This window comes from Morococcus cerebrosus, assembly GCF_022749515.1.
GTDB lineage: Bacteria > Pseudomonadota > Gammaproteobacteria > Burkholderiales > Neisseriaceae > Neisseria > Neisseria cerebrosa.
Genome location: NZ_CP094242.1, coordinates 181,529 through 196,585 on the forward strand (window position 1 = coordinate 181,529; position 15,057 = coordinate 196,585).

Annotated in this window: 17 protein-coding genes; 14 read left to right on the plus strand and 3 right to left on the minus strand. The window is 48.7% G+C overall.

Going from position 1 to position 15,057, the window contains the following annotated elements:
- Nucleotides 1–67: 67 nt before the first annotated feature.
- The 12 genes from penA to mraY all read left to right on the plus strand — a co-directional run bounded on the left by penA (nt 68) and on the right by mraY (nt 10,293).
- Nucleotides 68–1,816, plus strand: coding sequence for a peptidoglycan D,D-transpeptidase PBP2 (gene penA / locus MON37_RS00860; RefSeq protein ID WP_029609824.1), 1,749 nt, complete (start codon nt 68–70; stop codon nt 1,814–1,816).
- 24 nt (nt 1,817–1,840) lie between these two features.
- Nucleotides 1,841–3,319, plus strand: a complete 1,479-nt coding sequence (locus MON37_RS00865) for a UDP-N-acetylmuramoyl-L-alanyl-D-glutamate--2,6-diaminopimelate ligase (RefSeq protein WP_039405758.1) — start codon at nt 1,841–1,843, stop codon at nt 3,317–3,319.
- A gap of 189 nt (nt 3,320–3,508) precedes the next feature.
- Nucleotides 3,509–4,030 (plus strand): M23 family metallopeptidase, encoded by a 522-nt coding sequence (locus MON37_RS00870; protein ID WP_039405755.1) that lies wholly within the window; start codon nt 3,509–3,511, stop codon nt 4,028–4,030.
- A gap of 128 nt (nt 4,031–4,158) precedes the next feature.
- Nucleotides 4,159–4,533: a hypothetical protein gene (locus tag MON37_RS00875; RefSeq protein ID WP_039405752.1), complete on the plus strand. Its 375-nt coding sequence runs from the start codon at nt 4,159–4,161 to the stop codon at nt 4,531–4,533.
- Between the two features lie 52 nt (nt 4,534–4,585).
- Nucleotides 4,586–4,732 (plus strand): hypothetical protein, encoded by a 147-nt coding sequence (locus MON37_RS00880; RefSeq protein WP_242883719.1) that lies wholly within the window; start codon nt 4,586–4,588, stop codon nt 4,730–4,732.
- Between the two features lie 22 nt (nt 4,733–4,754).
- Nucleotides 4,755–5,357 (plus strand): FG-GAP repeat protein, encoded by a 603-nt coding sequence (locus tag MON37_RS00885; protein WP_052242812.1) that lies wholly within the window; start codon nt 4,755–4,757, stop codon nt 5,355–5,357.
- A 38-nt stretch (nt 5,358–5,395) separates the two neighbouring features.
- Nucleotides 5,396–5,968, plus strand: a complete 573-nt coding sequence (locus MON37_RS00890; protein ID WP_070633144.1) for a hypothetical protein — start codon at nt 5,396–5,398, stop codon at nt 5,966–5,968.
- Between the two features lie 26 nt (nt 5,969–5,994).
- On the plus strand, nt 5,995–6,801 hold the full coding sequence (locus MON37_RS00895) for a lytic transglycosylase domain-containing protein (protein ID WP_039405747.1): 807 nt from the start codon (nt 5,995–5,997) through the stop codon (nt 6,799–6,801).
- A 144-nt stretch (nt 6,802–6,945) separates the two neighbouring features.
- A complete protein-coding gene (locus tag MON37_RS00900; RefSeq protein ID WP_242883722.1) occupies nt 6,946–7,422 on the plus strand; it encodes a lytic enzyme in 477 nt (158 codons plus the stop codon).
- Between the two features lie 34 nt (nt 7,423–7,456).
- Complete coding sequence (locus MON37_RS00905; RefSeq protein WP_039405740.1) at nt 7,457–8,824, plus strand: UDP-N-acetylmuramoyl-tripeptide--D-alanyl-D-alanine ligase; 1,368 nt, start codon at nt 7,457–7,459, stop codon at nt 8,822–8,824.
- Nucleotides 8,825–8,826: 2 nt separating this feature from the next.
- Nucleotides 8,827–9,015: a hypothetical protein gene (locus MON37_RS00910; protein ID WP_039405738.1), complete on the plus strand. Its 189-nt coding sequence runs from the start codon at nt 8,827–8,829 to the stop codon at nt 9,013–9,015.
- A gap of 195 nt (nt 9,016–9,210) precedes the next feature.
- On the plus strand, nt 9,211–10,293 hold the full coding sequence (gene mraY, locus MON37_RS00915) for a phospho-N-acetylmuramoyl-pentapeptide-transferase (protein WP_039405736.1): 1,083 nt from the start codon (nt 9,211–9,213) through the stop codon (nt 10,291–10,293).
- 163 nt (nt 10,294–10,456) lie between these two features.
- Here the strand turns inward: mraY and MON37_RS00920 are convergent, their stop codons facing one another.
- The 3 genes from MON37_RS00920 to MON37_RS00930 all read right to left on the minus strand — a co-directional run bounded on the left by MON37_RS00920 (nt 10,457) and on the right by MON37_RS00930 (nt 13,661).
- The gene (locus MON37_RS00920) at nt 10,457–11,116 is read right to left on the minus strand and encodes an NAD(P)H-dependent oxidoreductase (protein WP_039405734.1); all 660 of its coding nucleotides are present in this window, start codon (nt 11,114–11,116) and stop codon (nt 10,457–10,459) included.
- A complete protein-coding gene (locus tag MON37_RS00925) occupies nt 11,113–12,240 on the minus strand; it encodes a Gfo/Idh/MocA family protein (RefSeq protein ID WP_039405732.1) in 1,128 nt (375 codons plus the stop codon). Before MON37_RS00925 ends, MON37_RS00920 begins: the two co-directional genes overlap by 4 nt.
- Before the next feature lie 536 nt (nt 12,241–12,776).
- Nucleotides 12,777–13,661: a LysR family transcriptional regulator gene (locus MON37_RS00930; RefSeq protein WP_039405728.1), complete on the minus strand. Its 885-nt coding sequence runs from the start codon at nt 13,659–13,661 to the stop codon at nt 12,777–12,779.
- Between the two features lie 14 nt (nt 13,662–13,675).
- On the opposite strand from MON37_RS00930, the gene MON37_RS00935 reads away from it, so the two are divergent.
- Together MON37_RS00935 and MON37_RS00940 are read left to right on the plus strand one after the other, a co-directional pair.
- Nucleotides 13,676–14,155, plus strand: a complete 480-nt coding sequence (locus tag MON37_RS00935) for a CidA/LrgA family protein (RefSeq protein ID WP_039405726.1) — start codon at nt 13,676–13,678, stop codon at nt 14,153–14,155.
- Between the two features lie 12 nt (nt 14,156–14,167).
- Entirely contained in the window at nt 14,168–14,863 is a 696-nt protein-coding gene (locus tag MON37_RS00940) for an LrgB family protein (RefSeq protein WP_003760310.1), read from the plus strand.
- Nucleotides 14,864–15,057 lie beyond the last annotated feature (194 nt).

The following is a 15,057-nucleotide window of genomic DNA, read 5'->3' on the forward strand; positions in this document are numbered from 1 at the left end:
AATAGAGAAGATATTCGTCGGTATGCGGAACACGGGTTCGGCAAACATAATATATGAGAACTTTAAAATGTTGATTAAGAACGAATATAAGCCTCGGATGCTGCCTAAGGTCGAAAAAATCAAAAAACCCGTTACCAGCGACGGGCGTATCCGTATTGTTTTGGGGTGTATGGCACTTGCTTTTACTGCATTGCTCGGGCGCGGTATTTATCTGCAAACCACGCAGCATGAGTTTTTGAAAAATCAGGGTGATCAGCGTTTTGTCCGTACCCTGACTCTACCTGCGTCGCGCGGCATGATTACGGACCGTAACGGCGCGACTTTGGCGTTGAGTGCACCGACTGAATCCTTGTATGCCATGCCTTCCGGTATGGAAGAAATGCCGACTGCCGAACAGATGGCTAAGTTGGCGGCTATTGTTGATCTGCCTGTTGAGGCGTTGCAGGAAAAATTGGCGAAAAAAGATAAAGATTTTATTTATCTGAAGCGCCAACTCAGCCAAGAAAAAGCGGAAGAAATTAAAGCTTTGGGCATTAAAGGCTTGGCATTCCAAAAAGAACTGAAACGCCATTATCCGATGGGTAACCTGTTCGCACACGTTATCGGTTTTACCAATATCGACGGCAAAGGTCAGGAAGGCTTGGAATTGTCGCGAGAAGACAGTCTGCATGGTGCGGACGGCGCGAAAGTGGTTTTGCGCGACAATAAAGGCAATATCGTCGATAGTTTGGATTCTCCGCGGAACAGCGATCCGAAAAACGGGCAGGACATGGTTTTGTCTTTGGATCAACGTATTCAAACGCTTGCCTATGATGAGCTGAATAAAGCAGTGGCTTATCACAAAGCCAAAGCAGGTACGGTTGTGGTATTGGATGCACAAACCGGCGAAATCTTGGCTTTGGTCAACAGCCCTGCCTATGATCCCAACCAACCGGGCAGCGCTGATAGCGAACAACGCCGCAATCGCGCCGTTACCGATATGATTGAGCCGGGTTCCGCGATGAAGCCGTTTACAATTGCTAAAGCACTGGATTCCGGCAAAGTCGGTGTGGCTGATCGTTTTAACACCATGCCTTATAAAATTGGTCCCGCTACCGTACGCGATACCCATGTGTATCCTACTTTGGATGTGCGCGGCATTATGCAAAAATCTTCCAACGTCGGCACCAGTAAACTGTCTGCAAAATTCACGCCTAAAGAAATGTATGATTTTTATCATGATTTGGGTGTGGGCGTGCGGATGCACTCCGGTTTCCCAGGTGAGACGGCCGGTCTTTTGAGAAGCTGGCGCAGATGGCAGCCGATTGAACAGGCAACCATGTCTTTCGGTTACGGCTTGCAATTGAGCCTGCTTCAATTGGCGCGTGCTTATACCATGTTGACACATGACGGCGAATTGTTGCCGGTCAGCTTTGAGAAACAGGCGGTTGCGCCCAAAGGCAAACGCGTGATTAAAGCTTCGACCGCGCGTGAAGTTCGTGATTTGATGGTTTCTGTAACCGAGCCCGGCGGTACGGGTACGGCGGGTGCGGTAGATGGTTTCGACGTCGGCGCGAAAACCGGTACAGCGCGTAAGTTGGTCAACGGACGTTACGTTGATAACAAACACGTCGCAACTTTCATCGGTTTTGCTCCTGCCAAAAATCCCCGTGTGATTGTGGCGGTAACCATCGACGAACCGACTGCAAACGGTTACTACGGCGGCGTAGTGGCGGGTCCGGTCTTCAAACAAGTCATGGGCGGCAGCCTGAATATCTTGGGCGTTTCCCCCACCAAGCCTCTGACCAATGTTGCAGCCGTTAAAACACCGTCTTAATCCGAGTATCAACGAGATTATTTTATGTTCAGCAAGTTAACCCCTTTAGCTGAAACCAACATTCCGCCTCTGCTGTGTGCAAACGCAGCAGGGCGTTTGTTGCATTCAGACAGCCGTCAAATTAAACAAGGTGATATTTTTGTTGCCTGTCAGGGCGAATATACGGACGGCCGCAGTTATATCCCCGCCGCCATTGCCAACGGCGCGGCTTTTGTTTTTTGGGACGACGACGGCAAATTTGCGTGGAATCCCGAATGGAAAGTCCCCAATCAAGGCATCAAAGATTTGAAACACCGTGCCGGCATGTTGGCAGCGCAAGTTTACGGCAACGTTTCAGACGACCTCAAAGTCTGGGGTGTAACCGGTACCAACGGCAAAACTTCCATCACACAATGGCTGGCGCAAGCCGCCGATTTGTTGGGCGAAAAAACCGCCATTATCGGCACGGTCGGCAACGGCTTTTGGGGCGCATTGGAAGAAACCACGCACACCACCCCCGCCCCCGTCGATGTCCAAACCCTGCTCTACCGTTTCCGTCAACAAGGCGCGACAGCCGCCGCGATGGAAGTCTCCAGCCACGGCCTTGACCAATCGCGCGTCAACGGCGTGCCGTTCCGCAGCGCAATCTTCACCAACCTCACCCGAGACCACCTCGACTATCACGGCACGATGGAAGCCTATGGTGCCATCAAGTCGCGCCTGTTTTACTGGCACGGCTTGAAACACGCCGTCATCAATGTAGATGATGAATACGGCGCAGAACTCGTAGGTCGTCTGAAAAAAGACTGCCCTGATTTGGCCGTTTACAGCTACGGCTTCAGCGAACACGCCGACATCCGCATTGTTCATTTCACCGCTTCTTCAGACGGCATGGAAGCCGTATCCCAAACCCCGTGGGGCGAAGGCCGCTGCCGCACTCGCCTGCTCGGACGCTTCAACGCGCAAAACCTTGCCGCCTGCATCGCCTTGCTTTGTGCAAACGGCTATCCGCTTGATAAAGTATTGGATGTGCTGGCAAAAATCCGTCCCGCCTCAGGCCGCATGGACTGCATTATGAACAGCGGCAAGCCCTTGGTCGTCGTCGATTACGCCCATACACCTGACGCATTGGAAAAAGCACTCTCCACCTTGCAGGAAATCAAACCACAGGGTGCGGCTTTGTGGTGCGTATTCGGCTGCGGCGGCAACCGCGACCGCGGCAAACGCCCACTGATGGGCGCAGCAGCCGTACAGGGTGCAGACAAAGTCGTCGTAACCAGCGACAACCCGCGTTTGGAAAATCCGCGAGACATCATCAACGACATCCTGCCTGCCGTGCCCGCGCCCGAATGTGTCGAAGCCGACCGTGCCGCCGCCATCCGTTACGCAGTCGAACGCGCCGCGGCAAACGACATCGTTCTGATTGCCGGCAAAGGACACGAAAATTATCAGGACATGCAGGGTGTGAAGCATCATTTTTCTGATTTCGAAGTTGCAGAGAAAGCGTTGGCAGAACGAATATAAAATAGACAATACAAAGTTTTCAGACGACCCGAAGACCATCAAGGTCGTCTGAAAACGTTTATCCCCCACAATAAAAGCAACACAACCCACGCATTACGGCACGTCAGCCATTAAACCCATCACTGTTGTTTCAGACGACCCCGATTTGGAATTTTAAAGGGTCGTCTGAAAAACGAGGAGACCGATTTGATGCTGAAAATGCCGACAAAAACCCTTTTCATCAGTGCAGTCATGATTTTATTTGCAGGCTGTACCACCAAACAACTGCCGCGCCCGAACGCCGAAATTGCCGAGCTGAGGGCGAAAGAACCGCCGTCGGCGCAAAGCCTGCCCAATCCTGTTAAAGGCAAGCGTTTTGACGACACTTGGGGCGCGGCGCGCAGCCAGGGGCGCAGACATGAAGGTGTGGATATTTTCGCCAAGAAAAACACGCCGATACGCAGCACAACGCCCGGTATCGTAACCAAAATCGGGCGCAACCGATTGGGTGGCAAAGTCATCGGCATCCAAGGGCCGGGCGCATGGCACTACTATGCCCACCTCAACAAATTCGCCCGCGTCCGCCTGTATGAACGCGTGAAAGAAGGACAGGTCATCGGCTATGTCGGCAAAACAGGCAACGCCAAAACCACGCCAGCCCATTTGCATTACGGCGTGTATCTGCCAAGCGGTGCGATTAATCCGTATCCGCTGATTAATCAGGAACGATAGGTCGTCTGAATTGAATATGTTTTTTTAGATTGTCTCGTACACTTTCTATTATCATTTTGTTTTTTATTTATTTTTTAAATGAGGTTTGGCTATGAAGTTTCTTAAATTAACAGCTTTTTTTGCTTTAAATGGTTTTTTGTCATGCATTAGCTACTGAAATTTCTACGCCAGAGCAACAAAACATACCAAAAGAATTATCGGTATTTGTTGGACATGATGATTTATGGGCTTATGTGTATCATGATTTGGATGGAGATGGGGATACAGATGCTTTGTTAATAACTAAGCCTGAAAAAATAAAATCACTAACTGCAAAGAATAATCTTGTTCTTTCTATTTTGGAAAAGAATAAGAATGGACGGCTTATAAAAGTAGCAGAAAATAATAAGATATTTTTATATTCCAAATCTCCCAAACACCTTTTTTCCAGCGAAGATTTTTTCAAATTCCAAAAAAATCAGTTCAGCATTTATCAAGAAATACATGTAGGGACTTCTCAATAATAGTACCTATACTTTCCGTAAATTCAAGAATGGTCAGTGGTATTTGACAGAGATGGAAAATACACAGACCGTCAATAACCCAAATACAGGAATGGTTGATGTGGTTACAGATTTAAAAAAGTATCCTAAAAATCTTAAGAAAATTCATTTTGATCAGTTTAATCCTGATTCATTAGTAAGAGAATTACATAGTAAATGAAAATCTAAACAGGAGTTGTAGTATGATCTTAAAGAAATTTTTATTGTTAGCTGTAAGTGGAACTGCAATGTTGCCAGCTTATTCAAAAGGCTATATTTCTTATGATGAATCATTTAAATCCAACGGGATGGATATTAGATTTTCTTCTAATCAATGTAACGCATTCTTGGAAAAGTTATATGAATGTAAAAACACATCTATCAAAATCCTGCCAATCAAGCAAACTTTAAAATTGCATACTGCTTGGATAAATTTGGATTATGCTGTTTATAATGGGAAATTAGATGATAAATATGCAGATGATAAATATTCTATTGTTTTCTCAGATATTAACGGAGATGGTGTCAATGATTTAATTATTCAAACAGGAAAAAAAGGTGCTTACGGTGGTCCGTCATATAACATCTATTTATATCGGAAAGGAAAATTCATTTATAACCGACCGCTTTCTCAATTAACCATTGGTACAAATTCTTTATTCAGGGTAAATGGCAATATTTTAACGGTAGGTAAAACAAGTGGATGCTGTGAATATAATAAATTTACATATAAATTACATAATGATGCAGTTAAGCTAGTGAGAAAAGAGACTGAGGTATGTGAGTCATCATCAGAGAAATGTTAAGTTGAAAAGAGAAAGTTATATATAGTTTTGGATTGTATGTGGGTAATACATTTATTGAATTGATTCAATTTGAAAATTATATGAGAGGTAATATTATGAAGAAAATAATGGTTTTGAGCTTGATTGCTGTATGTGCGATAACTGATGTTTATGCTAAAGGAAAGATGGCTGTTATTGCTGATACGCTGCCGCAAATTAAAAAAGATATTGCAGGGAAGCTGGAGAAATGCCTGCTATCTCCCGAGCAAGGCAGTGGGAACGATTATGTCAATGTATGCTATGGCGAGGCAGCAGATGGTTTTCTTCATGTAGGAAACCGTTATGTCAACTTGAGTTTAGCTCGGGCAGATAACCAGCTGTTGAAAGAGGAAATCAGGAAAGATCAATTATTTCTCAAACAGCAGATTCAACAGTGTGATGAGTTTCAAGGAGCAAGTGTTCCTCCAGCACAAAAATTGAATTGGATTACTATATGTAAATTGCAACGTTCGCAGGCATATGCAGAATATTTTTATCGACCTTCTGATGTTGAAATTAAGAAGGATAAAAAATATTCGCAATCTTGGAATGTTTTTGTAAAAGAAACAGTAAAGAGCTTGATTGGAAATTAATCTATTAATTATTATGGAGTTTTGAGATGGTTAATTTAAATGCAAATCAAAAGAAATTGTATAACTTATCCTTAAAATATAATGAGGATCCTGCTAAATGGCTGGCTATATATGAAATTGAAAGTACAAGTGGTACAAAAATGAAAGCAAGTTCAGGAGCTACTGGGCATTTTCAAATTATGCCTCAATTTTATAAAGATTATGGTGTAACAAGAGATGAAACTATGGATTTGGAAAAATCATTTCTTGCGGTTAGGCAACATCATGCAAGGAATTCTGCACAATTGCGAGCAAAATTAGGACGTGAATTAACTGCTGGTGAATATTATTTAGGACATCAGCAGGGATGGACTGGCGCAACTGCGCTATTATCTCATCCAAAAGACAATGTGGTGGATGCACTGGCTACTGTTATGTCGCGAAAAAAAGCAGAAAATTCAGTTAAGCAAAATGGTGGGAAAACGAGTATGACTGCTGAACAATTTGCCAATATGTGGATAAAAAGGGCAGATGGCCTTCAAGAAAAATATAATAATCAAGGATATGGTCGTAAAGATCATCAAGATGATAAGCTTAATCTTCCTGAGAAGGATACTAATACCTCACAATCCAAATATGAAGAAACCCGTTCCATGCTTCAAAACTTCCTGAACGATACTGACGGTTCATATGCCAAAAAACTTCTGGCAAATCATCCGGAAGAGGTTGCCAGCTTTAACGAAAAAATTCAAGAAAGTATCGAGCAAACAAGGTTGCAAGAATTGACTGAACGTGAAAGTAGAAATACGCTGCAACAAGAGGAACAACAGCGGAGCTTTTCTCGTTCTGTATAATTTTTTGTATGTGTATTGATAATTTAGTCTCCCTATGGAAGTTTATCCATAGGGAGTTTGGATTGACATGTGAGATTAATAATGAATGAGTTGGAAACTACTTCGGAACGAATACAAAACCTATTGATCGATATGGTCATGGTTATGGAGAAATATAAAGATGATAGTGGAAAAATTGTAGATAACGTTCAAAAAGAACTAGACAAATCTTTAATTCAGCAGCGCAAGATGATGGTTGATATGGTTAGGGATGATGTCCTTCAGCAAGCATCCATACAAGTAAAGGCGTACACTGAAAACATGGATGGGGCACGGAGGCAGATGGTAGAGCAGATTCGTGAGTTCAATACATATTTACATACAGTTAAAAGTGAAAACCAAAAAATATTTAGAATAACTGTATTCAGCACGGCAATTACGTTGGCTACGTTAGTGATTGGCGGTATTGCACTGGCTTTTTTTTATTCGGGCATTATTTCTCAAAAAAAATTGGAAGCAGATATGCTTAATAAAATTAATAATGCTGATATTGTCCGTTGTGGAGATAGCCTTTGTGCGAAAACAGGAAAGGCAGGGAATAACGGTTATCGAGTGATTCAGCAACGATTTTCGGATAAATAAGTTATTGTTTAATTAATAAATTAGAAGAGAAGCTATGAAACCACTAGACCTAAATTTCATCTGCCAAACCCTCAACCTTCCGACGCCGTCTGAAAACAAACCCGTGTCGCGCATCGTAACCGACAGCCGCGACATCCGCGCGGGCGATGTGTTTTTCGCATTGGCGGGCGAGCGGTTTGACGCGCATGATTTTGTTGAAGACGTATTGGCTGCGGGTGCGGCGGCGGTTGTGGTTTCGCGCGAAGATTGCGCTGTTTTGGATGGCGCGTTGAAAGTCGATGACACGCTTGCCGCATTGCAAACGTTGGCGAAGGCGTGGCGCGATAATGTGAACCCGTTTGTGTTCGGTATTACCGGTTCGGGCGGCAAGACGACGGTGAAGGAGATGCTGGCCGCGGTATTGCGCCGCCGTTTCGGCGATGATGCCGTGTTGGCGACGGCGGGTAATTTCAACAACCACATCGGATTGCCGCTGACTTTGTTGAAATTAAACGAAAAACACCGCTATGCCGTGATCGAAATGGGCATGAATCATTTCGGCGAGCTGGCGGTTTTGACGCAAATCGCCAAACCCGATGCCGCTTTGGTCAACAACGCCTTGCGCGCCCATGTCGGCTGCGGTTTTGACGGTACGCTCGATATTGCCAAAGCGAAAAGCGAGATTTATCAAGGCTTGGGCGAAGACGGATTGGCTTTGATTCCGTGCGAAGACGAACATGCTGCCGTGTTTCAGACGACCTCCCAAGGTCATCAGCAGAAGACTTTCGGCATCGATAGCGGCGATGTCCACGCGGAAAATATCGTGTTGAAACCTTTATCGTGCGAATTTGATTTGGTGTGCGGCAACGAGCGCGCAGCCGTAGTATTGCCCGTTCCCGGCCGCCACAATGTTCACAACGCTGCCGCTGCCGCCGCGCTGGCTTTGGCTGCGGGTTTGAGTTTGAACGATGTGGCGGAAGGTTTGAAAGGCTTCAGCAACATCAAAGGTCGTCTGAACGTCAAAGCCGGCATCAAAGGCGCGACCTTGATTGACGATACGTACAATGCGAACCCCGATAGCATGAAAGCCGCGATTGACGTGTTGGCGCGTATGCCTGCGCCGCGTATTTTCGTGATGGGCGATATGGGCGAACTGGGCGAGGACGAAGCCGCCGCCATGCACGCCGAAGTCGGCGCGTACGCCCGCGACCAAGGCATCGAAGCGGCTTATTTTGTCGGCGACAACAGCGTCGAAGCGGCGGAAACATTTGGTGCGGATGGTTTGTGGTTCGCCGCCAAAGACCCGCTGATTCAAGTGTTGAGCCACGATTTGCCCGAACGCGCCACCGTGTTGGTGAAAGGTTCGCGCTTTATGAAGATGGAAGAAGTGGTCGAGGCGTTGACGGATAAAGAGATCGTCTGAAAATGAAAAACCGACGTTTTTTTAAAGTCTTATTGCTGATTGCTGCGCTGATTGGCGCGTTTTATGCAGGAATGCGGACGCAGGCGTATCTTTATGAAGACCTCTGTCTGGACTTGGGTGGCGGTAAGCATCCGGGGAATTCACCGATTTGCGTGATTGAGAAAGACACTAACGCCGCCGCTACTCAATAATGCTGCCATCTCTCTGAACAACGGATAACGGGTTCGCTAGAAACCTGCATAGAGAGTGAACTTCAGCAGGCGCTGACTGTCATAAGCAGCTTGATAATCAACAAAGGTCGTCTGAAACTTTTTCAGACGACCCAAAAACCAAAATTTAAAACGGGCGATAAGCCCAATGTAACAACAAAAACAAAAGGAAGCCCCATGTTTTTATGGCTTGCACATTTCAGTAACTGGTTGACCGGTCTGAATGTCTTTCAATACACCACATTCCGCGCCGTCATGGCAGCTTTGACCGCCTTGGCGTTTTCCCTGCTGCTCGGTCCATGGACCATCCGCAAACTGACGCAATTAAAAGTCGGGCAGGCAGTGCGTACCGACGGGCCGCAAACCCATCTCATCAAAAACGGCACGCCGACGATGGGCGGCTCGCTGATTCTGACCGCCATCACCGTATCCACGTTGTTGTGGGGCAACTGGGCAAACCCGTATATTTGGATTCTTTTGGGCGTATTGCTTGCCACGGGCGCACTCGGGTTTTACGACGACTGGCGCAAAGTCGTCTATAAAGACCCCAACGGTGTTTCCGCCAAATTCAAAATGGTGTGGCAGTCAAGCGTCGCCATCGTTGCCGCGCTTGCCTTGTTTTACCTTGCGTCCAATAGCTCCAACAACATCCTGATCGTTCCCTTCTTCAAACAAGTCGCCTTGCCGCTGGGCGTAGTCGGCTTTGTCGTCCTGACCTATCTGACCATCGTTGGTACTTCCAACGCCGTCAACCTGACCGACGGCCTTGACGGCCTTGCCGCCTTCCCCGTCGTCCTCGTTGCCGCCGGCCTCGCCATCTTCGCCTATGCCAGCGGACACTCGCAATTCGCCCAATACCTGCAACTGCCTTATGTCGCAGGCGCGAACGAAGTCGTGATTTTCTGTACCGCCATGTGTGGTGCGTGTCTCGGATTTTTGTGGTTCAACGCCTATCCCGCGCAAGTCTTCATGGGCGACGTCGGCGCGCTGGCATTGGGGGCGGCACTCGGTACCGTTGCCGTCATCGTCCGCCAAGAGTTTGTCCTCGTCATCATGGGCGGTCTGTTCGTCGTCGAAGCCGTGTCCGTTATGCTTCAGGTCGGCTGGTATAAGAGAACCAAAAAACGCATCTTCCTGATGGCGCCCATCCACCACCACTACGAACAAAAAGGCTGGAAAGAAACCCAAGTCGTCGTCCGTTTCTGGATTATCACCATCGTCTTGGTGCTAATCGGATTGAGTACGCTGAAAATCCGTTAAATATTCCGATCAATATCGAAAAGGTCGTCTGAAACAGATTTCAGACGACCTTTTTTATTTTTTGAGAGAAACAGAAATCACAGGATTTGCTTTGACGGCTTGCAAAAGTATCTGTTTGAAACGATACGGTGATTACTGTCCAGGCCTTTAAACTTAATCGGCATTACTCCGCCCAAATCACCGTTTCCGACGCATCGCGGCGCGGTTTCGGGGTGATGTCGCGCACACGGTAGCCGAAGGTTGCGGCGACGGACAAGCCGTAATGTTCAGGGTCGAGCAATCCGGCTTCGGCAAGGATTTTTTCTACTGCGGCATACTCCATGCCTTCGATAGCGCAAGAATCGATGCCGAGCATCGCCGCGCCGGTAAGCATATTGCCCAGCGCAATGTAGGTTTGCTTGCTTGCCCAGTCAAACAGGGCGCGTTCGTCGTCGGCGATGGGCATATCGTGGGTTTGGAAACGGCGGTAGCGTTCAAATGCGCCCGCCCGTTCTTCGGCAGTCAGACCGCGTCTGTCCATCAATTCTTCAAAAGCGGGGCTGTCGTAGCGGGCGTGTTTTCGAGCCAACAGGAAAACGACGTGGCTGGCATCCGAAATGGAAGCCTGCATCCCCCAGGCGAAGGGTTTGATTTTTTCGCGCAATGCCGCGTTTTGCACGACCACAAACTGCCACGGCTCGCAGCCGACGGAGCTGGGCGAAAGCCGTCCGAAGTCAAGGATGGCGGTAAAATCTTCGGCACTGATTTTGCGCACGGGGTCGTAATAGCGGACGGAAACGCGGCGTTTGAAAATTTCGAGGGCTTGTTCGCGGGTCAGTATCATGATGATTCCTTTGATTGAGTATGAAAGGGGCTTCCTTTCGGACAATCAGAATGGTCAAACGTTCGCAAAGATTGCAACACCAGCGGCAGCGAAACCGTTTGACGGTTGTGTGCAGAAAGGTAGGCGGCGTTAATCAGCTCCAGCGATTTCAAGCCTTCTCGCCCATCGACAATAGGCTCGGCTTTGCCGCGCAATACATCGACAACATTCCGATAATACAGCGGATGTCCGAAACCGTACACCGACGTGGTTTCGTAATTGGCGGTTTTGACCTGCTCGTCGTAATCGCGCTCGTCGGCAAAATTCCATTCCTGAATTTCGTTCACCGCCATACCGCCGATGCGCACCGTGCCGGTTTCGCCCAAAATGGTAATCGAGCCTTCGAGGTTTTTCGGATAGGTGCACATGGTTACCGCCATCGAACCGAGCGTGCCGTCGCGCCAACGGAGGTTCATCACGCCCGTGTCTTCGGCTTCAATTTTGCGGTGGGTCGCAATCATCGCCTGCACTTCCGCCACTGGCCCGATGAGCCATTCCATCAAATCGACGTAGTGGCTTGCCTGATTCATGAATGCGCCGCCGTCCATCTTCCAAGTGCCGCGCCAACCGCCTCCTTGGTCGTAATACGACTGCGGGCGCGTCCAAAAAACATTCAAATGCACCATATAGATTTTGCCGAAGCGTTGTTCTGCGACCGCGCGTTTGAGCAGTTGCAGCGTAGCGTTCAGACGGTTTTGTTTCACGACAAACAAGCGTTTGCCCGCTTTGTCGGCAGCTTGAACCATGCGTTCGCCGTCCGTAAAGCAGGTCGCCATCGGTTTTTCGGTGACGACGTGAAAACCAGCCTCCAATGCCTCAACCGCCTGCTCGGGATGCAAACCGGACGGCGTGGTGATGACGATTACGTCGGCATCGGTTTCTGCCAGCATTTCCGTATAGCGGGCATAGCCTTTCGCGCCGGTACGCTTGACCGCCGCTTCAAGTGCGGCAGGGTCGATGTCGCACACGGCAACGAGTTCGCAATCTTCTTGCAACACTTCAAACGAACCGAAATGGTTGTTGGAAATACGGCCGCAACCGACTAAGACGAATTTGATTTTGCGATCGGAGATGGGTTCAGACATTTTCAGACGACGTAACAGAAAAAAATGGGGGGATTATAGTGACATTTTGGTGAAGCGTTATAGACGGGAAAGCGCAAAGATATCGTCTGAAAATCTGATTTTGGTTTTTCAGACGACCTTTTACTTTAGGTTTGGTTTGTCTCTCTTAGAGTGTTTGCTAGAAATGATGTGCAGACAGCATCGTTTGACGTAGAAATGAAGGAACAGACATTTTCTGTTTTAATTCCCCCTATCGGCAGTTTACCGTCGGAAGGAGATATGTTTTACGGATTTGTTGTGGCAACATCGGCTTTCCTGTGTTTCGGATTTGGAAACTACATCATCAAAAACAAGTGGTTGAAGGCGGCGGCATTATGTATGGGCTGGGTTTTTATGGTTTTCGCACACGCAGAGATACAGCGGATGGTCAGTGTATATCCTGCTTCCTCAATCCGTAACTATTTCCTTATAGTGTTTGTCGAAGTGGTTTGCCTTATCTTTTTGTTCCGTAGATTTTCCCGATGAGGTCGTCTGAAAAGTTTTCAGACGACCTTTTTCTATTTCCTGAACTCTTCCCTGACGATGTCGAGCCAAGCCCTGAGCGCGGGGGTGGGACGCTGGTGTTTTTTCCACGCCATCGTCAGTCGCCAGCGGATTTCGGGTTCGGTCAGCGGGACGGCGGCGAAGGTGTCGGGGTTGATTTTGCGGGCGTAGTATTCGGGCAAAAGGGCGATACCCATATGGTGCGCCACCATATCGGCGAGCAGGTCCCATTGTCCGGTGCGGCAGACGACGTTGGGGGTGAAGCCTTGGCTGCGGCAGGCGGTTTGGATGGTTTCGTTGAGGGAAAATCCTGAGCCGAAGAGGATAAACGGTTCGTGTTGCAGGCTTTTGAGGCTGAGGGAGGCATGGCGGGCTTGGGCGCGCGGCATGAGGACGACGAGCGGGTAGTCGCAGAGGGTAATGCTGTCGAAGTCTTCGTGGACGGGGGCGAGCAGTTGTCCGGCGTCAAGTTCGTTGTTGCGCAAGGATTGCTCGATGGCGAGCGAACCTTGTTCGAGGAAGGTCAGTTCGATGCCGGGCCATTGGCGGCGGAAGCGGAACAGGGCGTTGCTGAGCAGATCGCTGCCGAGCAGTGCTAAACCCAGCCGCAGCGTGCCGCTCTTGATGTGGCGGTAGCCGTCGATGCGGGCGAGCAGCAGGTCGCGTTCGTGCAGGAGGTTCAGCGCATGGCGGTACACTTCCTCGCCGATGGGCGTGGTGGCGACTTGTCGTTTTTTGCGGCCGTTTTCTTTAACCAGCAGCGGCACGCCCAGCTCTTCTTCCAATGCCTGTATGGTTTTGCTGACGGTGGGCTGGGTCAGGTTGAGCGCGGATGCGGCGGCGGAAAAACTTTGCAGGCGCACGAGTTCGGCGAAGCAGTGCAGGCTTTTGAAGTCCATTATTCCTCTTTTGCATGATTTTAGTTCAGATAATTCATATTATGCGTAAACCGCGTCCTTATAATCAAGCCTTCGTTTTGGATTACGGATGGATAAACCTTATGGATACGCTGACGCGATTTTTTCAGACGACCTTGCAGCTTGCCGTAGTCGGCTTGGTGTGGCTGGTGTCGGATTTGATGGTGCGCTTTGCCCATCTGCCTGTTTCTTCGGGCGTATTGGGGCTGTTTTTGATGCTTGCGCTGTTGGGTTTGGGCGTGATTAAAACCGGCATGGTCGAGCGCGGCGCGAAATGGGTGTTGGGCGAGTTGGTGTTTTTCTTCATCCCGATTATGGTTTCCGTATTGCAATACCGCGATTTGCTTCTTTCCGAAGGTTGGCGGCTGGTGCTGACGATTGCGGTCGGTACCGCGCTGGTGATGATCAGCACGGCGTTGACGCTGAATTTCTGCTACCGCTGGAAACGCCGCCTGTATAAAAAACTGCACGCCTGATAGGGAACAAAAATGGATTACGCCGCGCTCGCCTGCTTCGCTTGGACCTGCTTCGCCTATTTTGTGGCGAAAAAAATCTACCGTAAAAAACCGCTGATGATTTTCTCGCCCGTCGTGACCGTTTCGGTCAGCACCATCGTCCTGATGCTGCTTTTGGGCATTTCCTACGACACTTACCACAAATACACGCAAGGCATCGTTTTCCTGCTCACGCCGGTAACGGTCGCTTTCGCCATTCCGATTTATGAAAACCGCGAAGTCATCCGCCGCCAGCTTCCCATCCTGTCGATAGCGATTTTGGTCGGCATGTTCGTCGGTGTGGCCAGCGCGTTTTTGATGGGCAATATGTTCCACTTCGACAGCGAAGTGACCAACAGCCTGATGGCGCGCTCGATTTCCACGCCGTTTGCCGTCGTGTTGGCAAGTGAAATCCACGGCTCGGCATCGCTGGTATCGCTGTTCACCATCATCACCGGCTTCGTCGGCATGATATTCGGCGATTTGTTTTTAGCGTTTACCCGCATCCGCTTCCACACCGCCAACGGTGTCGCACTGGGCAACGCCGCCCACGGCTTCGGCACTTCCCGCGCCGGACAACGCCACGAAACCGAAGGCGTGATGGCGAGCCTGACCATGATTTTGGCGGGGCTGTTTATGGTCATCATCGGGCCGAGTATGGTGCATTTGGTGGTTTGGCTGATGGGCTGAACGGCAGTTTTACAAAGGTATTGGAAACGTCGTCTGAAAAGCCGTTAAGTAAAATCTGATGGCAGTATGGTACCTTGCTGATAGTTATTGCAAAAATACCCATATCGGCATTGCACCCTGCTACGCGGGGCAGGCTATGGCAAAAATGATGGAGTTTGGGGCTTTTTTTGAATTGACTGTGTTGATGATAAAAA